Annotated in this window: 26 protein-coding genes; 11 read left to right on the top strand and 15 right to left on the bottom strand. The window is 53.8% G+C overall.

Annotation, left to right across the window (positions count from 1 at the left end; translation table 11 throughout):
* Window positions 1-83 precede the first annotated feature (83 nt).
* Together Q0903_RS19790 and Q0903_RS18525 are read left to right on the top strand one after the other, a co-directional pair.
* Entirely contained in the window at window positions 84-245 is a 162-nt protein-coding gene (locus tag Q0903_RS19790; RefSeq protein ID WP_366141516.1) for a TraM recognition domain-containing protein, read from the top strand.
* Window positions 246-404: 159 nt separating this feature from the next.
* Window positions 405-1,352: a hypothetical protein gene (locus tag Q0903_RS18525; RefSeq protein ID WP_299417738.1), complete on the top strand. Its 948-nt coding sequence runs from the start codon at window positions 405-407 to the stop codon at window positions 1,350-1,352.
* Between the two features lie 191 nt (window positions 1,353-1,543).
* On the opposite strand, the gene Q0903_RS19795 is transcribed toward Q0903_RS18525, so the two are convergent.
* Both Q0903_RS19795 and Q0903_RS18530 read right to left on the bottom strand, forming a co-directional pair.
* The gene (locus tag Q0903_RS19795; protein ID WP_366141517.1) at window positions 1,544-1,723 is read right to left on the bottom strand and encodes a thioredoxin family protein; all 180 of its coding nucleotides are present in this window, start codon (window positions 1,721-1,723) and stop codon (window positions 1,544-1,546) included.
* An 11-nt stretch (window positions 1,724-1,734) separates the two neighbouring features.
* Complete coding sequence (locus tag Q0903_RS18530; protein ID WP_299417740.1) at window positions 1,735-1,905, bottom strand: hypothetical protein; 171 nt, start codon at window positions 1,903-1,905, stop codon at window positions 1,735-1,737.
* A 696-nt stretch (window positions 1,906-2,601) separates the two neighbouring features.
* Here Q0903_RS18530 and Q0903_RS18535 point away from each other — a divergent pair.
* The gene (locus Q0903_RS18535) at window positions 2,602-3,195 is read left to right on the top strand and encodes a transglutaminase domain-containing protein (RefSeq protein ID WP_299417742.1); all 594 of its coding nucleotides are present in this window, start codon (window positions 2,602-2,604) and stop codon (window positions 3,193-3,195) included.
* Between the two features lie 15 nt (window positions 3,196-3,210).
* Window positions 3,211-3,624, top strand: a complete 414-nt coding sequence (locus tag Q0903_RS18540) for a cytochrome c (RefSeq protein ID WP_299031358.1) — start codon at window positions 3,211-3,213, stop codon at window positions 3,622-3,624.
* A gap of 64 nt (window positions 3,625-3,688) precedes the next feature.
* On the opposite strand, the gene Q0903_RS18545 is transcribed toward Q0903_RS18540, so the two are convergent.
* The 3 genes from Q0903_RS18545 to Q0903_RS18555 form a co-directional block, all read right to left on the bottom strand.
* Window positions 3,689-4,456, bottom strand: a complete 768-nt coding sequence (locus Q0903_RS18545; RefSeq protein ID WP_299417744.1) for a hypothetical protein — start codon at window positions 4,454-4,456, stop codon at window positions 3,689-3,691.
* Window positions 4,453-6,915, bottom strand: a complete 2,463-nt coding sequence (locus Q0903_RS18550; protein ID WP_299417746.1) for an ATP-binding protein — start codon at window positions 6,913-6,915, stop codon at window positions 4,453-4,455. Before Q0903_RS18550 ends, Q0903_RS18545 begins: the two co-directional genes overlap by 4 nt.
* Before the next feature lie 94 nt (window positions 6,916-7,009).
* Window positions 7,010-8,086, bottom strand: a complete 1,077-nt coding sequence (locus Q0903_RS18555) for a Tat pathway signal protein (protein WP_299417748.1) — start codon at window positions 8,084-8,086, stop codon at window positions 7,010-7,012.
* A gap of 174 nt (window positions 8,087-8,260) precedes the next feature.
* Between Q0903_RS18555 and Q0903_RS18560 the strand changes: the two genes are divergently transcribed.
* Window positions 8,261-8,656: a cytochrome c gene (locus Q0903_RS18560; RefSeq protein WP_299031348.1), complete on the top strand. Its 396-nt coding sequence runs from the start codon at window positions 8,261-8,263 to the stop codon at window positions 8,654-8,656.
* Between the two features lie 20 nt (window positions 8,657-8,676).
* Here Q0903_RS18560 and Q0903_RS18565 read toward each other — a convergent pair whose 3' ends face one another.
* From Q0903_RS18565 to Q0903_RS18580, 4 genes are read right to left on the bottom strand one after another with little or no spacing between them, the layout of a single operon-like run.
* The gene (locus Q0903_RS18565) at window positions 8,677-9,288 is read right to left on the bottom strand and encodes an ABC-type transport auxiliary lipoprotein family protein (protein ID WP_299417750.1); all 612 of its coding nucleotides are present in this window, start codon (window positions 9,286-9,288) and stop codon (window positions 8,677-8,679) included.
* Window positions 9,289-9,292: 4 nt separating this feature from the next.
* Complete coding sequence (locus Q0903_RS18570; RefSeq protein WP_299417752.1) at window positions 9,293-11,008, bottom strand: MlaD family protein; 1,716 nt, start codon at window positions 11,006-11,008, stop codon at window positions 9,293-9,295.
* Window positions 11,008-11,799, bottom strand: a complete 792-nt coding sequence (locus Q0903_RS18575) for an ABC transporter ATP-binding protein (RefSeq protein WP_299031340.1) — start codon at window positions 11,797-11,799, stop codon at window positions 11,008-11,010. Before Q0903_RS18575 ends, Q0903_RS18570 begins: the two co-directional genes overlap by 1 nt.
* Window positions 11,799-12,920 (bottom strand): MlaE family lipid ABC transporter permease subunit, encoded by a 1,122-nt coding sequence (locus tag Q0903_RS18580; RefSeq protein WP_299417754.1) that lies wholly within the window; start codon window positions 12,918-12,920, stop codon window positions 11,799-11,801. Before Q0903_RS18580 ends, Q0903_RS18575 begins: the two co-directional genes overlap by 1 nt.
* Window positions 12,921-13,385: 465 nt before the next feature.
* On the opposite strand from Q0903_RS18580, the gene Q0903_RS18585 reads away from it, so the two are divergent.
* Window positions 13,386-14,531 (top strand): cation:proton antiporter, encoded by a 1,146-nt coding sequence (locus tag Q0903_RS18585; RefSeq protein WP_299417756.1) that lies wholly within the window; start codon window positions 13,386-13,388, stop codon window positions 14,529-14,531.
* Here the strand turns inward: Q0903_RS18585 and Q0903_RS18590 are convergent.
* The 4 genes from Q0903_RS18590 to Q0903_RS18605 form a co-directional block, all read right to left on the bottom strand.
* Window positions 14,528-14,851, bottom strand: a complete 324-nt coding sequence (locus tag Q0903_RS18590) for a TraR/DksA family transcriptional regulator (protein WP_299417758.1) — start codon at window positions 14,849-14,851, stop codon at window positions 14,528-14,530. The two genes, Q0903_RS18585 and Q0903_RS18590, sit on opposite strands and share 4 nt — an antisense overlap.
* A gap of 66 nt (window positions 14,852-14,917) precedes the next feature.
* A complete protein-coding gene (locus tag Q0903_RS18595) occupies window positions 14,918-15,343 on the bottom strand; it encodes an ion channel (RefSeq protein WP_299031328.1) in 426 nt (141 codons plus the stop codon).
* Window positions 15,344-15,561: 218 nt separating this feature from the next.
* Window positions 15,562-15,774: a DUF2892 domain-containing protein gene (locus Q0903_RS18600; RefSeq protein WP_299417759.1), complete on the bottom strand. Its 213-nt coding sequence runs from the start codon at window positions 15,772-15,774 to the stop codon at window positions 15,562-15,564.
* An 86-nt stretch (window positions 15,775-15,860) separates the two neighbouring features.
* Entirely contained in the window at window positions 15,861-16,529 is a 669-nt protein-coding gene (locus Q0903_RS18605; RefSeq protein WP_299417760.1) for a Crp/Fnr family transcriptional regulator, read from the bottom strand.
* 119 nt (window positions 16,530-16,648) lie between these two features.
* On the opposite strand from Q0903_RS18605, the gene Q0903_RS18610 reads away from it, so the two are divergent.
* Window positions 16,649-17,161, top strand: a complete 513-nt coding sequence (locus Q0903_RS18610) for a hypothetical protein (protein WP_299417761.1) — start codon at window positions 16,649-16,651, stop codon at window positions 17,159-17,161.
* Between the two features lie 27 nt (window positions 17,162-17,188).
* On the opposite strand, the gene Q0903_RS18615 is transcribed toward Q0903_RS18610, so the two are convergent.
* Window positions 17,189-18,043, bottom strand: a complete 855-nt coding sequence (locus Q0903_RS18615; protein ID WP_299417762.1) for an NAD(P)H-hydrate dehydratase — start codon at window positions 18,041-18,043, stop codon at window positions 17,189-17,191.
* 130 nt (window positions 18,044-18,173) lie between these two features.
* On the opposite strand from Q0903_RS18615, the gene Q0903_RS18620 reads away from it, so the two are divergent.
* The 4 genes from Q0903_RS18620 to Q0903_RS18635 are packed head-to-tail and all read left to right on the top strand — an operon-like array spanning window position 18,174 to window position 24,109.
* Window positions 18,174-18,881, top strand: coding sequence for an ABC transporter ATP-binding protein (locus tag Q0903_RS18620; protein ID WP_299417763.1), 708 nt, complete (start codon window positions 18,174-18,176; stop codon window positions 18,879-18,881).
* A gap of 5 nt (window positions 18,882-18,886) precedes the next feature.
* The gene (locus Q0903_RS18625) at window positions 18,887-21,250 is read left to right on the top strand and encodes an FtsX-like permease family protein (protein ID WP_299417807.1); all 2,364 of its coding nucleotides are present in this window, start codon (window positions 18,887-18,889) and stop codon (window positions 21,248-21,250) included.
* Window positions 21,251-21,254: 4 nt separating this feature from the next.
* Window positions 21,255-22,466, top strand: a complete 1,212-nt coding sequence (locus Q0903_RS18630) for an HlyD family efflux transporter periplasmic adaptor subunit (protein ID WP_299417765.1) — start codon at window positions 21,255-21,257, stop codon at window positions 22,464-22,466.
* A complete protein-coding gene (locus tag Q0903_RS18635) occupies window positions 22,463-24,109 on the top strand; it encodes an alpha/beta fold hydrolase (protein ID WP_299417767.1) in 1,647 nt (548 codons plus the stop codon). Before Q0903_RS18630 ends, Q0903_RS18635 begins: the two co-directional genes overlap by 4 nt.
* Window positions 24,110-24,118: 9 nt before the next feature.
* Here the strand turns inward: Q0903_RS18635 and Q0903_RS18640 are convergent, their stop codons facing one another.
* Window positions 24,119-24,460, bottom strand: a complete 342-nt coding sequence (locus Q0903_RS18640; protein WP_299417769.1) for a phasin family protein — start codon at window positions 24,458-24,460, stop codon at window positions 24,119-24,121.
* Between the last annotated feature and the right edge of the window lie 52 nt (window positions 24,461-24,512).

Here is a 24,512-nt window from a genome sequence, read left to right on the forward strand (position 1 = left end):
GCAGGGCTGCGGGTGTGGCTGTTCACGCAGACCCGCGCCCACATGGCCGCAGAGCAGCTTTACGGTGAGACAGTTTTTGCGCGATATTTGACAACTGCACGATCAAGCAGTTCTTCGCACTCAAAGTGCAGGAGGTCTTGCAGTTGGTTTCCGATATGGCGGGTCAACGCACGGCGGACAACACCACCAAGAACGAACGCGGGGAGTCAGTAGGGGAGGTGGGGGTGCGTTTCCGAATAAGTTAGTGGGTTGAAATAGTGGGAGCAGATCATCATCATGAACAAGATGTCGAACGCTATCAAATCAAAGCTCGTACCGTATTTTAAGCGGTATGCATGGCGTGAAATGACAGATAAGAATCCATATCAAAACAGCTAATACTTGGAACAATCGAAAGATTAATCGTGATTAATTTGAAAAAATTTCAACTTCTCAAAACCCTTTTATGCAGCTTCATATTGATACTAATGATGTCTAGCGTCGCATTCGCTCAAACCTTCAACTGCGCAGCTGGCAGGATCGTTTATGCGAAAAAATATACTGACCTCTTTTCAGAATATACAGGCACAGCAGCCGTTGTAGAAACGTGTGCTGCCACCTGTGCACAGCAGCCTCAAGAAGACAAAATGGCTTGTTTTTTAATAGGTTGCGGCCTCAGCTGCCTTGCTGTTGGCATGTCAAATTGTGTCGATTACTTCTCTCAAAAGAATGAGATCACCAAGTTCAAAGATGGTGTTGAGAAAATTTGTGCGGCAGAAGAGTACAACGCAAATTCAGGAAACAGGGAAAACGATCAGCTTGCATGGTCTCTAGCCACCACAAAGAACAGTCCTGAGGCATTTAAAGACTACATCAAAGACTGCAATTCAGTCTGTGCATACAAAGACGAAGCCACTTCAAAAATTAGAAAATTTCAAAGTGCCCAAGACGATAAGGCTTGGGCAGAAGCTAAAAGAGTAGGATCAATCAAAGCTGCTCAGAGCTATTTAGACAGCTGTAATCCAAGATGCGCGCACCGGAATGCAGCAAACCGCCTCATTCGCGTTGCGAAAGCCGCTCAGAAGATTGAGGATGATAAATCTTGGGAAGTCGTTGAGAAATCTGGCTTGGTAAGCGATGCCAATCGCTATTTAAGGGATTGCGCGCCTACGTGCTCTCACTCGGACAAAGCCCGTCGGATCATTGATGATGCGCAGCGAGTAGCAAAAGAGGCTTCCAAAGCAGCGGCGAAAGCGCAAATGGAAGCTTTCGCCTCGTTTGGTCTCCAACTTTTTGTTTTAGAACCTAGAGTTGTTTTCTTAGTATCACCCCAAAATTTGTTCGTTATTGCTATTGTTGCTGAGACACTTTGAGTTTGAGCGAATGGCCAATCTCCTCTGTATTTGCCTTACACCCCAAGGGGGTCGAAGCTGTCCGCCACGTTGCTCTGCAACGCGCCAGAACCTAAGCGTTTAGCGGATTATAAAACATAATAAACCTTATGTGACTTTCCTTGCTAAGGGTCAACGATCCAGAGCAGCTCTGCTACGGCCTTCAGTTTTCCTCAAGACCCTTGCGCAAGTAACTGGCCGATCTCAGAGGCGTTCAAAACATGCCCTGAAGTGGCTACTTGGCCATTCATAACGGGACCGGGCGTTGACATGATTCCAAACCGCGCTTTGGCAACACTATCTGTGATTTTCTTCGATATTACCGTCCAATACCAAGCATTTTTTGCAGCCAGATTCTAAGATCTTAATGATCATATTCTGTATTCTTTTCAAACAAGTAGATGGCTGGCAAGGGCAGTATGACGACCCGCTTGAGCATGATCATGGACGGTATGGATGAGCACGAGCAGAAAGGTGCGAGGGTTCCCAGAAGCGCTGCCATTGTGTTTGCGCCTAATCCTTGGCGCTGTCCCAAAATACGAGGTGTGCGTTCGGGCGGGAAATAACTTTGAATATAAGAAATCTAGAAGATCAGGACAGACAGCAATAATAAAATCTTTATGATATCATAGATGAAAAATGGATGCTGCCAGCGAACCGTGTAGTCATGTCCAGACCCAGACCGTCCTGCAGAACCCATCTGACCAAATCTGATAGCCATTGCATATGTAGCAGTTGCTCATTTAGCCAGATGAATAAATCTCTCAACGAATAGGCACCCTTTTTGGCATCTTAGGTGCGGGCGAATGCGGGAATTATTTGTCAGAGATTGCGGATTCCAAGCTCAATTTGGCCATGCAGAGCTTATAACAATGCTCAAACTCTGGACAGGCAACGCAGTCATCCCACTCGGCGATATCGGTTTGAATGCTCCGCTTAGAACGGGCCAATCCGGCACTATCCACCTCAAAGGTGAACACCTTCCCCTGCATGGTATCATTGCGTGAAAAATGGAGACTGTCGTGAAACATGGTACCATAGCAGTGTTTGTGTCGTGTCACGGTACAAGGCCTCTCTTCCGTTGTGCGAAAAACGTAAGTGGTATTGTTATCCATCGCACTAGGAGTCTAATCGAGATCGAAGCGTGCAATATGATTTGAATCAATAGGTGCGGCCGTCCGAAGTGCATATTGGCATCTGTACACAGTTTTAAATCAGAATGGACCTGCCAATGGTACTTGCAGATTCAGATCACCCTGTAACTCAGGCGAAGGCACAATACTTGATGGCTCGGGCTAAAACGGACCGTAAAAAGATAAAGCACCTTTTTCTGTTTGTACACGACGAAATAGCCCTTGGGTTCCCCCAGAAAGGCGACCTTGTTCTGTCATCTGAAACGATCCAAACTGGCATGGGCCAGTGCGACACCAAAACTACGCAGCTTCTCGCGCTATGTCGGGCAAGTTTTATCCCCTCCCGTATCCATTTCGCTTTGATCGGCAAGGATATTCAACGCGGCTTGTTTTCTGGGATCGTCTACTGGCTGATGCCTCAAAACGTTTCCCACTCGTGGATTAAAATGGAGATCGAAGGGGCATGGCGGCGCATTGATAATTTCATCAACGATATGCCTATTCATAAAGCGGCAGAACATGAATTGCGGCGGCGCGGTTGGAATGTTGGCTCCTCGCTTGCCTACCGACAGATGATAGGCCGCGTAAATCTCAAAGTTAAAAGGCTCAGAGAAAGATCTGAAAGGCACCTTGGGACAGATATGAAAGCAAATGCTCTGTTGGCCAATCCCTCAAACTTCAAACAATGCTGAAATGGTAGGTTACATATGAAGTTCTTCCTGTTTATCGTTCTCTTTCTTGGTGTCGGAACTTCGGTTGAAGCCCAAAACGTAGGGGAACTTTTGTTCAAGAAAAATTGCGTCTCTTGCCATGGTGCCACTGGCCGAGGTGACGGAATACGTGCCGCGGGTTTGGGTACCCCACCCGCAGACCTGACAAGGATTGCTGCAAGACGAGATGGTGTCTGGCCGATGCTTGAGGTCATGTCTATTTTGGACGGCTATCTAAAAGCCACCAACCCCCGCGAAGACATGCCTATTTTCGAGGAATTTCTCGACAATGACATGGTTGAATTCGATACTGGGAACGGTTTGATCACGTTAGTGCCGATCAAGCTGGTTGAGGTAGCAAACTACTTGGAATCCATCCAAAATCCGCGACCAACTAGGTACGTGCCCTGACTACAGCTTCTTGGCAGGTGCTCAAGGAAACGAGCTCAAGCAGACACAAGACTCCTAGTTCATATTACGATACAGATGGCATGTGCATGTTGTGTTCCAAATGCGCCTGCCGTTCGGACGCGCCAAACACAATGACAGGGCACCGGGCAGCATCAATTACACGCGTAAGATCGCTTTGGCTTTGAACTGGGCCACGCCTGAGATCAACCAAGACGGCCTCTGCGTTTGTTCGGGTGAGTACCTTCAGGCTGTCATTGAGGGTACGGAATTGAATGGTATTGGTCGCTGGCGGCGCTGTTTTTTCATCAGGCCCGTCCGTGACATTAAACGTGACACTTGGCACGGAAAGCTGATCGGACAAATGGTTTGAGATGTTATTTATTGCCTCGTTGGAGGAGCCATCATTCTGGAGAACCACGATCTTTCCTGGCACCTGATGCATTTGACGATACCCGATGATCAGAAGATCCCATCCAGTGGCGGTATGAAGCGAAGTGCGAACAAGCCCGCCTCTCTCTTGCGCAAAAATCCAATTCACAGCGTTTGGAGCAGCGATCCGTTCAAGTGATTGCTGGAACGCACGTGCGTCGGCGTTTATTAGCATGCGTATCTGCCTAAGGCTGGGGGCCAAAGTCGTTGTCCCGCTGGCCTGAACAATACGTTGGTCGGGGATTTGGCATATCTCCAGCGTCTCTTCCTCAACCAAGACACCGCCAAGTGTTGCCTGAAAACTGCCTGCTAACTTCTCAACAATGCGCAGTGCAGCGGCGGCATCTACGTAAGAGCCCGCACCAACCAGTATCCGCAGATGGGGTGACTTTTGAGGGCTCATTTTTCTAGCGCCTTATCATGGTCCGCATTATTTTGAGACGCAAAGCTGCGCCGTGTTTCAGCGAAGCTGCGCAATTTTGCTTCAACCAGACCATTAATACTGGCTGCAGGGAACGCGCCGCCCCTGCCCCGACGACCGGCGGTTATCCCAGTTAACACTTGAATGCCCTGATCAATTGTCTTGATCGGAATGATACGGAAATCTGCAGCCTTTGCGGCTTCTACGACATCAGGGCGCAACATTAGGTTATCGACATTTGATGCAGGGATCAGAACGCCCTGCTCACCGGTAAGGCCGCGTGGGACACAGATGTCAAAGAACCCTTCGATCTTTTCATTTACACCGCCAATGGCCTGTACCTCGCCGTTTTGGTTTACCGACCCAGTGACTGCGAGGCCTTGTCGGATAGGTACATCTGACAGCGCAGAAAGCAGGGTATACAGCTCGGCCGATGATGCGCTGTCTCCGTCGATGCCGCCATAACTTTGCTCGAACACAAGGCTGGCGTGCAACGACATTGGAACATCCAGCGCAAAGTGTGACGCGATATAGCTGCCAAGGATCAGTACCCCTTTTGAATGCAGGGGGCCGCCCAGCTCAACTTCGCGTTCGATATCCACCAGTTTGCCTGTGCCCATCCGCACGCGCGCCGTAATGCGTGAGGGACGTCCAAAGTAATTTTTACCGATCCCGACAACAGCCAAACCATTTATCTGGCCAACTGATGTGCCCTTGGTATCAATCAAGATGGTCTCGCGTGTTACGGCTTCCTGCATGCGCTCCATAGTCCGCGAGGCCCGGCGTTTCGCCTCATGGATCGCTTTCACGACATCATCGTCACCGATAAGGTCACGCATCTGTTCAGCTGCATAGAAATCCGCCTCTCGCATCACATCTGTAAGCGCGCCAAGCTCAAGTGACAGTTTCGTGCTATCATCAGCAAGCCGGACTGCATGATCCAAAAGGGTCGCAACAGCCGCCGCTGTCAGAGGCTTGATGCCATGCTTAGCCGCATACCCACCTACAATCTGCGCCAATGCCCGTGTGTTTTTAGCAGTGCGCGGAAGGTCATCTTCAAAGTCGGCTTGCACCTTGAAAAGCTGCGCGAACTCAGGATCAAGAAGTTCCAGCAACATATGAATCCGCCGATCCCCGACAAGGACGACACGCACATCCAGCGGAATTGGATCAGGCTCAAGCGTGACAGTCGAGGAGAGACTAAGCCGTTCAGCCAATGAACTGATCGAAATGGATCCACTTTGCAGACAGCGTTTGAGCGTGTCCCACGCGTAAGGCTCTGACAGAATACGGTGGGCGTCCAACACCAAATACCCACCATTCGCACGGTGCAACGCACCCGGCTTGATAAGAGTAAAGTTTGTGGAAAGTGCTCCCATCTCGGACACATGCTCGATCCGCCCAGTCAAATGATCAACTGTTGGTAGGTCTTCACGCACAATCGGTGCGCAGGACGGACCGGGCCCATGCGAGACCATGATGTTCACCGCATATCGTGCGAAATGCGGATCTTGGTGATACTTACGGATGACTTCGGGAAACGGGCCATTGTCGGATTGGCCCGTAGACACCAAAAACAGCTCGGCATTTGAAATCATGTCGACGCGGGCCTGTTCCAAATAGGTCAAAACCGCGGGACACGCTGTGAACTGCTGTTCAACTTCCTTTATTCTAATCGAAACAGCACGTTCCGCCATTGTTGCATGCAAAGCCTCGATCCTTTGCCGATGCTCCTTTTCTAAAAGCGGCGCCTTTTTCAGGATGCTCGCCAATTGCTCTTGCAGGGCTTCAATTTTGGCGTCGATTTTTTCGCGTTCCTCAACAGATAGTGCTTCGTACACATCTGGTTTCACCGGCTTACCATCGACAATCGCAGACAACATGAACCCCATCGGCGTTCTAAGGAGCGCTACATTCTCGGCCTGCGCACGTTCAGAAAACTCGGCAATCGGTTCCTCGTTTTTTTGACCAAGTTCCTCTTCGATCGCACGCCGTTGTGTCTGGTACTCTTCGGATTCAAAGAAAGCCGGTATTTCGTTGGCCAGATCATTAACCAGCTGCTGCATTGCCAGCTTTAATGTCGCCGCTGAGCCGGGCGCAAGTTTCATCGCATTAGGTTTATGAGGGGCGTCAAAGTTATTCACATAGACCCAGTCGCAAGGCACTGGGCGGGTGGCCGCAACGTCAGCCAACAATTTTGCAACGGCAGTGTGTCGCCCTGTACCTTCGCGCCCCAGTACGTAGAGATTAAAGTCTTTGTGGGCGATACGCGCGGACAGCCTGATCGCATCAATCGCGCGGCCCTGACCAATCAAATCCTTCACTGGTTTCAACGAGGCGGTCGTATCGAAGCCAAGTGTTTTAGGATCACAGGATGCGCGCAAGCGCTTGACGGGAAGCCCCTTGGGCAGCGCGATATTGGTGGGTTTTGAGTCTGGCACGTTTGCATTCCTCAGCCTTCGCTATGCTGTCAGTGTGCCAGCCCCCGCGCTGAATTGATTGATGCGTGTCAATTCCCCTTTGGCTTTGAAAGCCTCACACAATGACACTTTCGATAGGGCGCCGCAGCGACATCGGCAGCGCGGGTGCCCTGCCAAACCGGACGATCAAATCAGGCCGTGCGTCTGGCATGTTCATCCAGCGCGCAAATTCCCCACGCAATCGCGGTACTTCAATCGGCTGGTTGATGTGCGCAGTTCGGATTCCAAGGACCGTTGCCTGCAATGCGAAGCGCTGAAAGCTCTGTCCGACCTTGATCCAATGAGCGGGATCTTCTTGATCGCCAATGAATATCGCAATCCCTGCAGAAGACCTGATGTGGCTGCTGTATTTGTCGTTCTCGGTGTCATTCTTGAAGAATTGACCAAATAGACGCTCTGCGATCCATCCGGGGGCCACTGGATTGCCCGAGCATGCAGCGAAAAGGCCATCACCACTGCGCAAGGCCTCATCTGGCGTAAACCTGATCCAATCGCGCAGTTCAGCTACAAACGCCGGATCATCCATTTGCGCGCTGTTGCCTTCGACAACAAACTCCAGAATATCTTCACGCGCTTTGGGTTCGGTGAGAAGCAACACTGATACGCCGCCCTGCTCTGTAGCGGCCTTGAGCAAGGCAATGTCGGAGGCTGAAACTGGTTGGCCATCGTATTGCGAGCGTGTTGATTGACGCAACGGGATCGCTTGATAAAGGTCAGTCTCCAACGGCGCGGCACTCTCCAACATCACTTCGATATCTGTGCTTTTCGTGGCCGTTGTCGCATTCCAACCACGCGCTTGCGCGGCAATATTCAGGTTCTCCGCCGCGCAGCCAAGACTGATGAACAAATGATGGTTGTCAGGATCAACAACTTCGGTACGTCGGGAAAAATCAGGCTGGATGGTCACTGTGTTATCGTTCAAGCGAAACTTCCACGGTTGGGTGTTGTGCCCATTGGCCGCCAGTGTCGCCATGCGCAACAAATCATGGCGCTCTGGGTCTGCTGACAACAGTCTCCGCTGACGGGCAACTTCTTCATTGTAACCGTCAAGCTTTGGCCATGTCGCATATCCAGCTGCGCCAATGGCCGCGACAGACAGGCCCGAGGTGATCACTGTCCGACGTGAGACCATTTTGTTTTCCTTCCTGAAGAACCAAATTATGGCTTCTGATTAGGATGTCTTTCCAAGCACGGTTTGAGTTTTATCAATGCGACCCACATGCGAAGCCAATCGACCGATTGAGCTAGATCAACGCGCCCTGCCCGACCGGGGCATATATACGCTTTGCCAAACGGAGATCCCCCGATGAAAAAATCCTTCGCAATTCTACTCGCTATGCTCGCAGGCCAAAACGCGGCAATCGCTCAGGACATAGAGGCCGGTGCCTCGCTATATGAAATGCATTGCTCTGTTTGTCATGGTCTTGAAGCGCGCGGAAACGGCCCGCTGGCCCCTGCCCTGCTTTTGCAGCCGCCATCTCTGCGGGATTTAGTCAAACGGCACGACGGGTTCCCTATGGAACGGGTTGTTACGCGAATAGACGGACGTGACCCGCTCGTCAGCCACGGCTCGCCCATGCCCATCTATGGTCCGTTCTTTGAGGGCGACGACACAGCCCTCAAAATGGACAGCGGTCAGCCGATTTTGACCAGCCGCCCGATTGCCGATCTGATTGCTTATCTAAAGGACATTCAAGAATAGTGCTCAATCTCGCCACAAGCCTAGACGTGCCGAACAGCCCAGTCTGACATCTGCGGCAAGAGTGTATCCATGACCGTCTGAAAAGCCGTCACAATATCGCGTGTCTGGTCCGTGGCAATCGCCTCGGTCTTTGCAAATCGCCTTGAAGCAGCAACCGTTTGGTCGCGATCATTGACCATCGTCAGGTCAATTTCGACACGGACTTCAAACATGCCCCCCGTCAGTGCTACCACTTCGAACGCATCCAATCGGACCAATAGCGCCTTGTCCGGGACTGGCCCCGCATCTGTGCGCCCCACGTAAGCTACGCGGCCTGTCTCGGATATGCTTCGGATCAACAGGGCTTGCAGCATTGCGGGCAATTCATCGCTCCAGCGGGCATCAGGCAGAAACGTGATTGCGGCTGGGTCAGGTTTGACCATGATCCGGTCGGTTGCCAGCGCTGCAGAGGCCTGTGGCTTTGCCACCAAAAGCGTGCGGGATTTGCGCGCGCCTCTCGTTGATCCCGGTACTGGGCGCAAATCATAGGTATCTAGGGGTTCTGACGCAGCACTCAGCGATGAGAGCGTGCCGCAACCGCTCAGGCTGCACATTGTGCCGAACAATAGCGTCCTACGGGTGAGGTCTAACATCTGTCTATCTCCTGTATTCGGGCACGCGGCCATCAAGCAGAAAGCGCGCGGGGTCCTGTTCGATTCGGCGCACGAGACTGCCCAGCGTACTCACCAGCGTGCGCGCCTCAGATGCAAGGCGGGTGAGTTCGGGCAGGCCCTTGTTGGCAAAGTCACCGATGCCAGGTGTGCTGTCTGCAACAGCGGTCTGGATTTGACGCGCCACCGTATCGCTTCGGGCGATTAAGGCACGCAGCTCTGATGTGATCGACGGCATGTCTTTGGCGACGTCCGAGATGGCCTGACTGATCTCATCTGACGCCCTACGAATGTCGGTCATCATGGGGGCGAGATCGGTATCCAAGACTCTGCTTGCCGCATCAAAGGTTGTCTGGGCCGAGCCTAACGTGCTTTCGGTGACATCAAGGGTTTGTTCCAGTGCCGCGAGGCTGCCTTGCGCGCTGATGAACAACGCTTTGGCTGAAGCGATGGCCTCCTGCGCTTCAACCGCCATTGGATCGAAACGATCGGTAAGCCCGGTCAGATTCGAAGCGACGTCGTCAACAGCTTCGCCAGCCTTGGTAATCCCCGTGCGGATGTCCGTCATGATTGCGGGAACCTGATCCAGCACCACTGAATCAATTGTTGCAATAGCGTCCTGTGTGTCGGCGATTACCGCGCGGGCTTCAGACACAAGCAGGGTTCCATCGCCATCGACCAGTACATCAAAACTATCGGAGGCATCCGTCACAGCCAGAAACGCCGTGCTGGCCTCTTGCAACGTTTTCTCCAATTCTGCCAGTCGGGCATTGAGCAATCCAGCCGTGTTGGTGAAACCATCGAGCGTGGCCCCAGAGCGCGCATGCAGATCGGTAATTGCGGCATTCGTTTGTGTTGCAATATCGGATATCTGCGCAAGAATATCCGGCACCTGCGCACTCAGTATCTGCCGCGCCTGATCGAAGGTGCCTTCGACGCTGTCTATTGCCGTCACCGATCCGGCAAGGGCCGCATCCGCGGTCTCGAATGCTCCGGTTGCAGCATCAAGCGTTTCGTTGGCCTGCTCAAGCGTGGTGGTGACAGAGGCCCCGATCGTATCAAGGCGGTCTGTGAAATCAGTGATCTGGACCGTCGCTTCGCGCACTGTTCCAGTGATCTGTGAAAAGTCATTCAACGCCTGATCTAGATTACTGGAGGACGCATCCAGATTGCGCAGGATGTTGGTGACATAGGCCTGATTTTCGGGTCCGGTCAACGCCTGAAACTGTTCCAACAGGCGCGTTGCCTCATTTAGAAGATCGGGTGCATCTTGAACAAGTGTTTGTACGGTCGAGCGTTTAGACGGGATTATCAGCCAACCGTCTGCATCCGCGACCAGCGGCGGGGCGGCTAGCGTCCCCCCCGAGAGTGAAATGTAGGCGACACCTGTCACGCCTTGCGATTGCAACTGCGCGATTGTGTCGGAACGGACAGGCGTATCCCCTTCGATCTCGATTGTGGTGAACACTTTGGAGGGGTCTTGCGCCGCGATTTGCAAGCCGATGACGCGACCCACGGAAATGCCGTTAAAAAGCACGTCACCGGAAGGATCTAGGCCCGAGACATCTTCGAACAGGATGCCGTAACTTTGATACTGTTTGTTCACCTGCACGCTGGCGAGCCAAATGAAAAAGCCTAGAGTGCCAAGGATCGCGGCCAGCGTGAAGATACCGATCAGGATGTAATTCGCGCGGGTCTCCATTACTGCGCCCCTCCCGCGTTCGCCGATGACTGCGCCGCACGGGCACGCGGTCCGTGAAAATATTCGTGAACCCAAGGGTGATCGACCGCCAACATCTCCTCCATCGCTCCAACGGCCAGAACCTTTCGGTCCGCCAGAACGGCAACCCGGTCACAGATGGCATGCAGGCTGTCCAGATCATGCGTCACAAGGAAAACTGTTAAACCTAGCGCCGCCTGCAGCTGCTTGATCAATGTGTCAAATGCGGCCGCCCCGATGGGATCAAGACCCGCCGTTGGTTCATCAAGAAAAACAATCTCAGGGTCCATTGCTATCGCCCGAGCAAATCCCGCCCGCTTGCGCATGCCGCCAGACAACTCGGAAGGATACTTCGCCATCGCGTTTTCAGGCAATCCTACCATGCGTACTTTTATTCCAGCCAAGGTTTCGCGCAGGGTATCTTCAAGGTCTAGCTGTTCACGCATCGGTGCTTCAACGTTTTGGCGCACGGTAAGCGACGAAAACAGAGCGCCATCCTGAAACATGACGCCCCACCTGCGGCGCAAAGCGCGATTTTCTGCATCTGATGTATTGCGCACGCTTTGACCAAATACCTCAATCTGCCCCGCGTCCGGTTCAAGCAAACCGACAATCGCACGCAGCAGGACCGATTTGCCGGTGCCTGATCCACCAACCACGCCAATGATCTCGCCCCGCTGCACATCCAGATCAAGGCCGTCATGCACGGTATGCGTTCCAAAGCGGGTCACAAGACCGCGCACCCTGATAATAGGATCGTCCTTGACTTGCATCACACCCCTACCACTGCAAAAAAGATCGAGAACATTGCGTCGACTACGATCACCATGAAGATAGAGAGCACGACGGAAGCAGACGTTAGACGGCCCAGAGATTCCGCGTTCCCACCGACTTTTAGACCCTGATAGCACCCGATGATGCCAATGATCAGGGCAAAGAACGGTGCTTTGATCATGCCCACGCTGAAATGCCAGACATCCGTGTTGCTGACCAACCGTGTCTGAAAAACTGCAGGAGACACGCCGAGTTCAATCCACGACATCAGTGCGCCGCCAATCAATCCGGAAATATCCGCTATGAAACCAAGAGCGGGCAACATCAGCATAAGGGCCAGCACACGTGGCACGACAAGAATTGTCACCGGATCAAGCCCAAGCGTGCGCATCGCATCAATCTCTTCGCGCATTTTCATCGAACCGATTGCCGCGGTAAAAGCGGAACCAGATCGCCCCGCTACGATGATGGCCGTCAATAAGATGCCCAGTTCGCGCAGGATCGAAATCGCGATAAGATCGACCACGAACACCTCTGCACCAAACTGGCGCAGCTGGGCGGACCCCTGAAACGCCAGCACGACACCGATCAGAAACGCCATAAGCGCCACGATGGGCACAGCGCTGACGCCAATCTCCTGACAGTGATGCACAACGGAGGTCATGCGCAGGCGGCTTGGATGCCGCAAAATGCCACCTAGAGTAATGATTACCTGCCCGAGAAATGAAATCAGCTCCACCGTCATATGCCAACCGCGTGTGACTTTTTGACCGAAAGCCTCCAACCTATCCGCAAGCGTTAGAACTTTGTGCGTCGGTCTGTCATCGGGAGGCATATTGCGCGCGACGGTTTCCATAAGCTGCGTTTGCGCTTGCGTCGCTCCGGTGATTTCAAGCAGTGCCCCATTTCGCGCGGCGCGCATTTGATAGTCTACCAGAAACCACGCGCCAGCAGTGTCCATTTGGGACAGATATCCAACATCAATCCGTTCAACACCTTCTGCGAATTTCTCATACAGCTGATCAACTGTGTCGATTAGCAACTGGCCGCTAAGCACAAGCGCACCGTCAGCAACCGAAGCGCTAACGTGTTTTGTGGGCAGGACGGAGGCTGTAGTCATATATCGCTCCGCTCATTGTAGATATTGGAAGGTATGCGCATAATTACGGTAGCCTTACGTGGCAGTTTGACCCTGCCCTTGATGCATATCAATCGCCCCGCCCAGCGGTCATGCGAAACGAAACAAAGAATACAATTCGCAGAGCCGCGCCCATGCACATCAAGACCCTTATGATTGCCAGCTTTGAGGCAATTGCCCTGATCGCATGTTCGCTGGTTTGGACAGAAACCCAAGATCCAGCAAAACGGGGAAAAACAACCTAAGCCAAAGGATGCTCCCAGTGCCACGGAAAAGGGGGTGATGGTGGGGCCGATGCCAGACTTTGCACGTGTAGGGTTGAGCCATGTGTACCCGAAAGGTGGAGCTAACAGTGAAGTGCTTGAAGCGGACTTTGAAGCCTTGCTGGATTACCTTGAAGCGATGCAGCGATGAAATTTCTTTGCTACGGAATCCGGAAGGTACTGCATGATTGACCCCTATGCGCTTCTCACCTTGGGTATTCTGTTCTGCGTTGGTTTGGCTGCCGATCAACTGGGCCGCCGCACTCATATCCCGCGCGTGACGCTGTTGCTGCTTTGTGGACTGGTGGCGGGCAACTTGGGGTTGGTGCCAGAACGGATGACCGAATTGACGGACACCGTCACGATCACAGCCTTGACGCTGGTGGCGATTTTGCTGGGCGGTTCGCTCAAGCTGGAAACACTCAAAGCACGTGGGGTTGAAATTCTCGTGATTTCGCTGGCAGTTGTGCTGACTACCCTGATCGTTGTTACCGTCGGTCTGGTTTTGATGGGAATGGATGCAGCACTCGCGCTGGTGCTTGCCAGCATTGCCACAGCAACCGCTCCTGCCGCGACACTCGACGTTATCAAGCAGAGCGGTATCACCAACAGGTTCACAGAAATCGTCAAAGGCATCGTGGCGATTGATGACGCATGGGGATTGCTGGTCTTTAGCTTATGCCTCGCGATTGCATCTCAGTTCGTGGGTCAAGCCGATGATGTTGGCGTGCCAGTTCTACTCGAGATCGGCGGTGCGATTGTCTTGGGTCTTGTCATCGGGCTGCCTGCGGCCTTTCTGACTGGAAGGATTGAACAGGGTGAACCGTTGCAGGTCGAAGCTCTTGCAATCGGGTTTTTGACAGCAGGACTTGCGGTTTGGCTTGGCGTGTCATTCCTGATGGCTGGCATGGTGGTTGGTGCGCTCATTGTTAATCTTGCACGGCACCACACCCGCGCCTTTCATGAGATCGAGCATGTTCAGTGGCCCTTTATGATCGTCTTTTTCATACTCGCGGGAGCGGCACTTGAACTGGAAACGCTCAACCAGTTGGGCTTGATGGGTGTGGCGTTCATCGCTTTGCGTGCCATCTCGCGGCTGCTGGGTGGTTGGCTTGGCGCGGCAATTTCGGCAGTGCCGCACCAAGAGCGCCACCTATATGGCGCAGCGCTGATGCCTCAGGCAGGTGTTGCCATTGGCATGGCGTTACTGGCGGGACAGGCGCTTCCATTGTGGGAAGATCAAATCATCGGCCTCACCATTGGTGCGACTGTATTTTTCGAGTTGGCCGGCCCCTTTGCGACCCTCTGGGCAGTGCGGCGCAGTCTCTAGGCGTGTTGCGCGCAACGCTTGCAAAGCGGCGCATAAAGGACTGCTTCCAACCGAGCCTCCGAGATGGGCTCTTCGCATTTCTGGCAAATCCCGTAGGAGCCATCTTTGATGCGCTGTAGTGCCAGCTTGAGCAGTGCAACTTCCTTCTGGGCAGCGGCCCCAAGGCTTTCCAGCACTTCGTCATCTTCGATATCGATGGCCTGCTCGTTGAGGTCCGCTGATTTGGGTTCGCCCAACTCATGATCGACCTCGTGGATGCGCACATCCAATTCTGCAAGGCGGTCGGTGATTTGTTTTTGAAAGTGGTTCAGGTCCGGCATTTTGTATCCTTAATCAGTTGATTGGGATCAAGATACTCAACAGGCTCAGTCACATATTGATACGGATCAACGACGCCGCGCGCGCGTCGGAAAATTGAATGCCTCAACGAGAAACGCTGTGAACAGCCCAAACGTCAGCAAGCCGTGGGTTGCTGTCATCCCCGCCAAGAGACGCCAGCCCGGTTCAAGCACGAGATCGCCGTAGCCCACTGTTGTAAACGACGCGATGGCAAAATAGAGCGCCGGCTCAAGCGCGTCGAAAAGATCAAGCGCAAGATACAGCATCGCCCAGCCCCAAACCGAGCTGGTCAGCACCAAGAGGATCCAAAGAGCTGCAACCGTCAAATCATAGAATAGCGGCAGGCGGGCGTAGCCGAATGCCTTTGTGTCATCAAGCCATCGCAGCATACGCGCCGCAATGCTGAACAGGGCGATCGAGATACCCAATGACCCGATCATCATGGCCGAACCGACAAGTAGAGCAAAAAACATGAACGCCTCTATTCAGTTGGCTGCGCACGTGGTTTTGGCCAATCCGTCATGACCCGTGTGGCAAGCATCGCGACACGCGAAGTCCAGTCATAGCGGCTGGCGGGCCACATTGCGCATGCCAGAATGCGCCCCCGCAAGAGCATCAGGCAAACAGCAGCTAGACCAATCAAGATGCCCCCAATGACGTAGGCAAATGGTGTGAAAGAGGTAGCCAAGGCTCAGAGCTTACAAGTTGAGATCCCGACAATCCGGTAGAGTGGGCAAAACCGAAAAAGGGCCGTGAGAACCAAGACAATGCCGACGGCCATGCTACCATATGCCAGTGTAGCGCTTGACCAAATTGCGGGGATGTTCAGGAGTGGCAGAAAGATCAGCGCCAAGCCAAGTATTGCTCTGAAAAGGCGGTCGGGGTTTCCGAGGTTGGCAGTCATGATAGTATCCTCTCTTGGGTTTCTTTGGTTGGAATAAGTTCGGATCGACAGAGCAGTCTGAGATTTTGCCACATGTCTCTCGTTTTCTAGGGGTTGGCCGCCAAACGCCCAATGGCACCCGCATCACGCAGCTCGATCGTCCCGCGGCTCAGGCTCAACCACCCGCGCCGCTCAAATTCTTTTAATTGTCGCGAAATCACTTCGCGCGCCGTGCCTAGTTCCACCGCCATCTGTTGATGGGTCATGTGCAATACGCTCCGGGCGTCTTGCAATTCGAGCAGCTTTTGGGCGACGCGAATATCCATCCGTTTGAAAGCAATCTCCTCGATTACCATAAAAAGATCGGTGATCCGTTTTGAGTATGCTTCAAAGACAAAGGCGCGAAACTCTTTCGACACCGACATCAATTCATCAAAGGTATCGCGGGGGATCAGGATCGCCTCTACATCCGTTTCGGCGATACCTTCGGCGGAATAATCCTCAAATGCCAGCAAGCACGCGGTTGTCAGCACACAGCTTTCCCCAGCATGAACACGGTAAAGCACGATCTCGCGGCCAGTTTCAGAAAGCTGTTGCACGCGCACTGTGCCCGACACCAATAGGAACAGGTTCTCTGCCGGATTGCCCGGTCCAAAGATCGCCGCACCTTCGTTCAACATAACTGGCAATGCACGTTGATCGAGTAAATCAGAGACAGTTTCTGAAAGACCAGCAAGACCAGAGAATTTATGTCGCCATGTAAGTTCTTTGAGCATCGTTTTATCCTTGTTACGGGATTTCTAACTTTGCGACGGCCCAAGCCCATTGATCTTTGTCAACGGGCAGCAGTTGTTTTGTGCCAAATCTTTCGCAACCCTGCCGTGGAGGTATTCAAATGCCCAAGACGCCAACTGATATTTGCATCGCCTACTTTTCCAGATCGGGACATTCGAAGCATCTGGCCACCAAATTGGCAGCCGAATTACATGCTGAACAGATAGAAATAATCAACCCAGCTTATGCCGGGCCCATTCTGGGATACATGCGAGCAGGCTACGACAGCTTGCGGCAAAAATCCGCGCTTAGGTCACAACAGAATGCTTCATTCGACGGCTTTGGGCATGTCATTCTTGTCGGGCCAGTTTGGACATCCTTTCCTGCAGTGCCGCTGCGCGAAATTCTGCGGTCGGAGGGTGATCTGCCTCAGGCCGTTTCATTGTTCCTGACATCAGGTGGGCAATCCTCGCCTGAAAAGGCCTTCGAAACAGCGGTATCTGACTTGGGCCGCCCCCTTGTCGCCACCGGGTTCTTACCGAATTCCGCAGAGGGTTCGGAGGAAGAGGACCTGATAATTGCAAGGTTTCTTCCCGAGCTAAAGGAGCCCGAGGCATTGAGTGTACGGTCTTGAAGCCGGCCTTTGCACCATTGCCAAATGTCAGCGGCGCAAGACCCTTGGAAGCATTTCGGGGATGTCCTCAGCAATCAGTCCCGACCCAAATTGGTCTGCACAGCAAAAGTGCAGTTCAGTAGCGATTGTTGCGGCGTCGAAAGCGTCAAGACCCCTGGCGAGAAGACCCGTCACGAACCCAGCTAGAACATCGCCTGATCCCGCTGTTGCAAGCCAGCCTGTATCGTGTCGGTCACTTGATGATACAATGGCGGCTCGACCGTCAGGGGCCGCGACAACTGTCTGAGGACCCTTGAACAGCACAACACATCCCGCTTTTTCCGCTGCATACTGGGCCAACGCTGTGCGGCTGTTGGTTGTGTCGATGAACTCAGGAATGTAGCGCCGCAACTCGCCTGCATGCGGAGTCAAAACGCTTTGGGCGTTAGATACGGCAGGCAAGTCAAGCGTGATATCTGCCATCAGCGAGATTGCATCAGCATCAAGACACATGGGCAATGACATAGACAAGCAATGGGCCAGAATTTTCTGCGCTGTCTGATCCAAACCAAGGTTAGGTCCGATACAAATTGCGCCTGTCTTTATGTCAGCCAATCGCTGCGGCAATGCGTCCGCTGTCGCGAAGGGTTTCACCATAATGGCATTCAGTTGGGCCGCATGTTCCGCGATTGCGCCAGATTGACAAACAACGCTGACAAGGCCGGCACCAATACGCAATGCGCCACGGGCAGCCAATCGTGCAGCTCCGCCTTGGCCTGCGGGTCCCGATATTATGACTGCATGGCCGTAGTCATACTTGTGTCGCTCTCCTGACTTGCGAAGCAAGTTCCAGTGCGCATCTGTCATTTGAAAGGTGCTGGCATTCATATTGGCAACTGGCATCAGTGGTATCCTTAGAGCGATCTTGTGTCTTGTCGTACACAAGATGGAATGTACTCCCTAGTGGCAGATTGAGATGGATCAATGGTCCTGTTTACGGGTGGCATAAAAGGCTCTCTAACAGGAGCATGTTTTGGCAGACGTCATTTTCAGAACCCGCGCGGTGACAAAAATCTACGAGACCGGCGACGTAAAAGTTCATGCGTTGGACGGCGTTGATCTGGAGCTCTACAAAAGTGAGCTCACTGTCTTGCTTGGCCCTTCGGGCAGCGGGAAGTCAACACTGCTGAATATTCTGGGCGGTCTGGATCATGCCACTGATGGGCGCGTCTGGTTTGAAGAGACGGAATTGACCGACATGTCAGAACGTGGCTTGACCAAGTACCGCCGCGATCATGTAGGCTTTGTCTTTCAATTCTATAACCTAGTCCCCAGCCTGACCGCGCGCGAAAACGTACAGCTGGTCACCGATGTGGCACCCAATCCGATGCCCGCCGAGGAGGCTCTTGAACTGGTCGGTCTGGGCAAGCGGATGGATCACTTCCCGTCTGAGATGTCTGGGGGTGAGCAGCAGCGCGTTGCAATTGCGCGCGCCATTGCCAAACGCCCACAGATTTTGCTGTGTGATGAACCCACGGGCGCATTGGACAGCACAACGGGTGTGCAGGTGCTCGAGGTGCTGCGTGACATCAACGAGCGGTTCGGCACCACCACAGTTGTTATCACCCATAACGCCGAGATTCAGCGGATGGCGCATAGGGTCATCTTTTTTCAAGACGGCAAAATCAGCGAAGTGCGCGTGAACGACAAACGGATCGCGCCCTGCGAGATTGTGTGGTGAACCATATGCAAGCGATTGACCGCAAATTACTGCGCGACTTTAGGCGACTGTGGATTCAGGCGGTGGCAATTGCATTGGTGCTGGCGTGTGGTGTCGCCATCCTGCTGACGTCCGTAGGCATGTACAATGCTATGTCGCAGACGCGCACCGCCTATTATGAACGCAATCGCTTTGCGGACGTCTTTGCCATCACAACACGTGCGCCTCTATCGTTGCTCTCCGAGATTTCTCAAATTGACGGCGTACTCGGTGTCGAGGCGCGAATATCAGGTGATGCAATCCTTGATATCCCCGGTCGAACACGCGCCGCCGTGGGCCATGTCCTGTCTTACCCTGAAACCTCTGACCCCGTTCTGAACGTCCCTCTTCTCGTTACCGGTCGGTTTCCCGATCCGCTCAGCACCAACGAAGTCGTAGTAAATGCGCCCTTTGCCCAAGCAAACGGCTTTAGTGAAGGTGATAGGTTCAGCGCCAATCTGCGGGGGCAAAAGCGTGACCTCATCATTGTGGGCACCGTCCTGTCGCCCGAGTTTGTCTACACCATCGGCCCGGGTGCTTTGATGCCTGACAATGCTGCATTTGGTATCATCTGGATGTCTGAGCGCGCTGCGGCTGCCGCCTATAACATGACGGGTGCCTTCAACAACATCTCGCTTTCGTTGGCGGCGGGGATGCAGGCAGCGCCAGTCATTGATGCGCTTGATACCCTGTTAGCGCCCTTTGGCGGGCTGGGCGCATACGACCGCACGACACATCAATCCGATGCTTTCCTTGAGGCTGAAATCAACCAGCTCAAAGGCATGGCCGCGATCCTGCCGCCGATCTTCTTTGGCATCTCGGCCTTTCTGGTCAGCATGGTGATGGGTCGGATCATCGCTTTGGAACGCAGTGAGATTGGCCTACTGAAAGCGATTGGGTATTCGAACACAGAGATTTGCCTGCATTACCTGATGCTTGCCGGACTGATTGCCATCGTCGGCGTCGGTGTCGGCTGGATTGCAGGTACGATGCTCGCGCAAAGCACAGCCAAGCAATATGCCGAATTCTTCAACTTTCCTTATGTGATTTTTCGCGTGTCCTATTGGGTTTATGCCGCCGCAGGTCTGGCCGGACTTGCAACCACAAGCCTAGGCGCCGCTCAAGCAGCCCTCAAAGCCGCAAGAATTGCGCCCGCAATTGCAATGCAGCCCCCTGCCCCGCCACGTTTCAAACGCTCTTTCATTGATGAGGCAATGCCGCGCATGCGTCTGGCACAATCCACAGTGATGATCTTGCGCTCACTTCTACGCTGGCCAGTGCGTAGCTTTCTGACATCACTGGGACTGGCCCTCGCCGTGGCATCCGTGATCGCTGCAACCTTTATCAATGACGCATTGGACGAGATCGTCGATCTGGCGTTTTACCAAACCAACCGTCAAGACGCGATGTTACTGTTTGCTCAAGACGTGCCCGAAGCCGCTCTCGAAGACGTGCGCAATCTGCCCGGTGTTCTCCAAGCCGAAAGTCAGCGGTTTCACGCAGCGATCTTGCGCCATGGGCATCTGACCAAGCGCGCAGCAGTGGAATCCCGCCGTCCCGGCAATGATCTGAGCCGTGTTTTGGACGCAGATGGCCACTTGCTGGATGTGCCACCAGGCGGGATCGTGTTGTCTGAACGGCTGGCTGGGCATTTGGGCGTGAAGGCAGATGACAACATTGAAATCTCGTTCCTGAGCGGCAGGCGCGAGACATTCACTGTACCCGTGACCGCCCTTGTTGAACTGCATTTTGGTTTGGGTGCCTACATGGACTTTGAGACCATGAACGCGATGTTCCGGCAGGCCCCGCGCGTCTCAACCGTGAATGTCACGCTTGATGAAAGCCAATCTGATGCACTGCATGCCGCGATCAAAGAAACACCCAATATCACTGGCATTGTCGAGATGAATGAGAACCGCCAATCGTTTCAGGATACAATTGAGGAAAACATCGTTGTGATGAACTCTATCTACATCATCGTTGCTGTTTTGATCACTGTGGGCGTCACCTATAACGCCGCACGCATTCAACTTTCAGAACGCGCGCGCGAACTTGCCAGCCTGCGCATCCTCGGGTTTGGACGCGGCGAGGTATCCTATATCCTGATGGGTGAGATGATGCTGATTGCTCTTATCGCGCAGCCGATTGGCTGGCTCATCGGCGCGTGGATTGCCCGTCTGATGACCAATAATTTTACCAGCGACATCTATGCCATCCCGCTGGTCCTGAAACCCGCAACCTTCACGCTTGCCAGTCTTGTGGTGCTCACGGCCGCCTTCGTCTCTGTGATGATCGTGCGCCGGCGGCTCGACCGCCTCGATCTGGTGTCCGTTATGAAAACAAGGGAGTGACCTCATGTCCTTTTCCACCCGTACCCTTATCCTTATTGGTATCGGCGTCACGCTTGTAGCAGGGCTTTCTTATGTTAGCTTTCGCACGGACCCGGTGCCGGTTGATCTGGCGACAGTCACCCAAGGTCCGATGGAAGTGACGATTAACGCAGATGGACAAAGCCAGGTGCGCGATCTGTTCGAGGTCGCATCGCCCATTTCCGGAACTGCGTTGCGCTCGCCCGTGTCCGAAGGCGATCTGGTACGCGCGGGCCAGACGGTTGTGGCCATCGTGCAGCCCGCGTCATCGGGGTTACTGGACGCGCGGTCTCAGCTTCAGGCTGAAGCCGCTTTGCAAGAGGCGCAGGCCGCCCGCCATGTGGCGCAAGCCGATCTGAAACAGGCCGAAGAAACCGCGCGATTTGCGAAATCGCAATTTGAGCGGACGCAGGCGTTGGTGACACGCGGTGTCGCGTCAATCACACGAATGGAAGATGATACGCAGCGCCTTGCAGTCGCCGATGCGACGATCGAGGCGGCGCAGGCGCGTATCGAAATGGCCGATGGTGCGATTGAGCGCGCCCGCGCAACGTTGCTGATACCCAAAACGTCAGAAGCTTCGACTGAGGGCTGCTGCGTTCAGATCAAAGCACCCAGTAACGGCGTTGTCCTGTCAGTGGCGGCGACCAGCGAGCGGCCTGTTTCCATTGGCGCGCCGTTGGTCAGTATCGGCGATCCGGGTAAGCTTGAACTCGTTGCAGACATCCTGTCAAACGATGCGGTGCGGCTTAGCCTTGGTGCAACTGCGTATGTGGAGCGGTGGGGCGGGCCAGGCATTCTGGAAGCGAAACTTGACCGCATTGATCCCAAAGCACGCACAAAAGTGTCGGCACTTGGGATCGAAGAACAGCGGGTGAATGCTTATTTTCTGCTGACCACCCCCGCCGACAAACGGCCTAATCTGGGCGACGGGTTTTCCGTGTTTCTGCGCATAATAGAATGGCGCGCGGAAAGTACGCTTCAAGTGCCTTCGAGTGCCGTGTTCCGACAGGATACGGAATGGGCTGTGTTCGTGGCAGTCGAAGGATTGGCGGAAAAGCGCGCGGTGAAACTTGGGCGGCGCAATGACCGGATGGTTGAAGTCCTGAGTGGATTGGAAGCCGCTGAACAGGTTGTCACCCACCCCAGCGATGACATCGCCGCCGGGGTTTCTCTGGTCGAGCGGTCGCAACTATGAGCAAAGATCAACCCCCGCCGCCCGGTCTTGACGCGCAATGGCACGCGGCGTTGGGTCAATTGACGGGTGGGCTTTCGCCTGCAGCGCTTGCAACAGCTTATATAGACTGGTGGCTGCACCTGATCGGCTCACCAGAAAAGCAGGCCGAGCTTATGAAACGGGCGTTGGATAGCGCCGCACCGACAGATCAAAGCGATCCGCGATTTGACAATCCGGCTTGGGATCCCTTTCCCTATAACGTGTTGTCCCAAGGATTTCTGGTTGCACAAAACTGGTGGGATGTCGCGACAACTAACGTGCACGGTGTCGAACCGAAACATGCAAACATCATCAACTTTGTTGCACGTCAGTGGCTTGATATGCTCTCACCCGCGAACTTCGCTGCGACTAACCCATTCGTGCTGAGGCGCACACAGCAGGAAGCCGGGCAAAACCTGCTCAGGGGCACTCAGTATTGGTTAGAAGACTTCAACCGACTTTTGACAAAACAGCCCCGTACTTCGGGCAAATATGTTGTTGGCACAGACCTTGCCACGACCCCCGGCGACGTGGTGATGCGCAATGATCTGGTCGAGCTCATCCGTTACCGCCCTACGACGGCTAAGGTCCATCCCGAACCAATTCTGATTGTGCCTGCATGGATTATGAAGTTCTATATTCTGGACCTGACGGCGCAACGGTCTCTCGTTGCGTATCTGCGGGATCAAGGGTTTGAGGTGTTTATCCTGTCCTGGAAGAACCCCGTTGAGGCGGATGCAGACCTTTCAATACAAGACTACATAGACCTTGGTGTGCGCGCCGCCATTGCGCATATCAAGGAGATGGGGCATCAGCGCCTGCATGCAGCAGGATATTGTCTGGGCGGCACGCTCTTGTCGATCGTCGCCGCAGCGCTCGCGCGTGACAGCGATGAAAGCCTTGCCAGTATCAGTTTGCTTGCCGCTCAGGTGGACTTTTCGGAACCGGGTGAGCTGGGCCTGTTTATCAATGAAAGTCAGGTCGCATTCCTTGAGGACATCATGGCAACGCGCGGGTATCTGAAAGCAGATCAAATGGCCGGTGCATTCCAGCTCTTGCGCTCGAACGATCTGATCTGGAGCCGGGTGATACGCCATTATCTGCTGGGCGAGCGTACCCCCGACAACCCTTTAATGGCTTGGAATGCAGATGCGACACGGATGCCCGCACGCATGCACACGCAATATCTGCGACAGTTGTTTCTAAAGAACGATCTGGCGAAGGGACGGTTCAAAGTGGATGGCAAGGCAGTGGCGCTTAGCGACGTTCGCGGCGGTATCTATTGCGTCGCGACAGAGTCAGACCACGTTTCGCCTTGGACATCCGTCTACCGGCTTGCACTGTTGACGGATACGGACGTGACCTTTGTATTAATCAGCGGTGGTCACAACGGCGGGATATTGTCAGAGCCGGGTCACAAAGGACGGCACTTTCGCGCAGGACATAAATTAGAAGGGGATGCCCATGTTACGGCCCCCGAATGGTATGACAATCATGTCCCGCAGGACGGATCATGGTGGCCGCATTGGGCAGATTGGTTGCGACAGAACAGTAGCGTCCCAATGAAACCTACGGCCCCAAGAGAAATTTTGGGAGCCGCACCCGGTCGCTACGTCTTTGGATAGATAAAGCGATCAGTCTTGCTTGGTCCCAAAAGCCTTCGTCCCCATCTCAACAAGCTTGCCGGTTTCGGCCCGATACTGATTCATCGCCTTCTGGATGAACTGGGCCTGAATATGCTGTAGATCAGTGGAATTATTGCAATGCAGGACTTCATGCTGGGTTTTTACGTCTTCCTTGATACGCTCGGCGACAAAACTGGCCACCTCTGCGCTCATATCGCTGATGGCTTCAACCCATGCTGTGCCCATGCCCATCATGCTGCCCAATCCGGCTTCCTGAAGCTGCGTCATCGCATTGAAAGGCGCATCCGCTGCGGTTGTTGTCTTGTCCTGAGTAGATGACTTGTCAGCCATGTCTGATCCTCCGATGTGTGTTGACATGTAGAAATTCTACGCCCGTCAGAAC

It is taken from the genome of uncultured Sulfitobacter sp. (assembly GCF_947502895.1).
Lineage (GTDB): Bacteria > Pseudomonadota > Alphaproteobacteria > Rhodobacterales > Rhodobacteraceae > Sulfitobacter.

Bases quoted from the DNA above. Each gene is read 5' to 3' on its own strand.
- Q0903_RS18565 (WP_299417750.1), bottom strand. From the start codon at position 9,288: ATGTTAGACCTCACCCGTAGGACGCTATTGTTCGGCACAATGTGCAGC.
- Q0903_RS18560 (WP_299031348.1), top strand. From the start codon at position 8,261: ATGAAAAAATCCTTCGCAATTCTACTCGCTATGCTCGCAGGCCAAAAC.
- Q0903_RS18540 (WP_299031358.1), top strand. From the start codon at position 3,211: ATGAAGTTCTTCCTGTTTATCGTTCTCTTTCTTGGTGTCGGAACTTCG.
- Q0903_RS18555 (WP_299417748.1), bottom strand. From the start codon at position 8,086: ATGGTCTCACGTCGGACAGTGATCACCTCGGGCCTGTCTGTCGCGGCC.
- Q0903_RS18630 (WP_299417765.1), top strand. From the start codon at position 21,255: ATGTCCTTTTCCACCCGTACCCTTATCCTTATTGGTATCGGCGTCACG.
- Q0903_RS18635 (WP_299417767.1), top strand. From the start codon at position 22,463: ATGAGCAAAGATCAACCCCCGCCGCCCGGTCTTGACGCGCAATGGCAC.
- Q0903_RS18590 (WP_299417758.1), bottom strand. From the start codon at position 14,851: ATGCCGGACCTGAACCACTTTCAAAAACAAATCACCGACCGCCTTGCA.
- Q0903_RS18545 (WP_299417744.1), bottom strand. From the start codon at position 4,456: ATGAGCCCTCAAAAGTCACCCCATCTGCGGATACTGGTTGGTGCGGGC.
- Q0903_RS18535 (WP_299417742.1), top strand. From the start codon at position 2,602: ATGGTACTTGCAGATTCAGATCACCCTGTAACTCAGGCGAAGGCACAA.
- Q0903_RS18600 (WP_299417759.1), bottom strand. From the start codon at position 15,774: ATGACTGCCAACCTCGGAAACCCCGACCGCCTTTTCAGAGCAATACTT.
- Q0903_RS18615 (WP_299417762.1), bottom strand. From the start codon at position 18,043: ATGCCAGTTGCCAATATGAATGCCAGCACCTTTCAAATGACAGATGCG.
- Q0903_RS18580 (WP_299417754.1), bottom strand. From the start codon at position 12,920: ATGACTACAGCCTCCGTCCTGCCCACAAAACACGTTAGCGCTTCGGTT.
- Q0903_RS18610 (WP_299417761.1), top strand. From the start codon at position 16,649: ATGCCCAAGACGCCAACTGATATTTGCATCGCCTACTTTTCCAGATCG.
- Q0903_RS18575 (WP_299031340.1), bottom strand. From the start codon at position 11,799: ATGCAAGTCAAGGACGATCCTATTATCAGGGTGCGCGGTCTTGTGACC.
- Q0903_RS18605 (WP_299417760.1), bottom strand. From the start codon at position 16,529: ATGCTCAAAGAACTTACATGGCGACATAAATTCTCTGGTCTTGCTGGT.
- Q0903_RS18640 (WP_299417769.1), bottom strand. From the start codon at position 24,460: ATGGCTGACAAGTCATCTACTCAGGACAAGACAACAACCGCAGCGGAT.
- Q0903_RS18625 (WP_299417807.1), top strand. From the start codon at position 18,887: ATGCAAGCGATTGACCGCAAATTACTGCGCGACTTTAGGCGACTGTGG.
- Q0903_RS18570 (WP_299417752.1), bottom strand. From the start codon at position 11,008: ATGGAGACCCGCGCGAATTACATCCTGATCGGTATCTTCACGCTGGCC.
- Q0903_RS18585 (WP_299417756.1), top strand. From the start codon at position 13,386: ATGATTGACCCCTATGCGCTTCTCACCTTGGGTATTCTGTTCTGCGTT.
- Q0903_RS18595 (WP_299031328.1), bottom strand. From the start codon at position 15,343: ATGTTTTTTGCTCTACTTGTCGGTTCGGCCATGATGATCGGGTCATTG.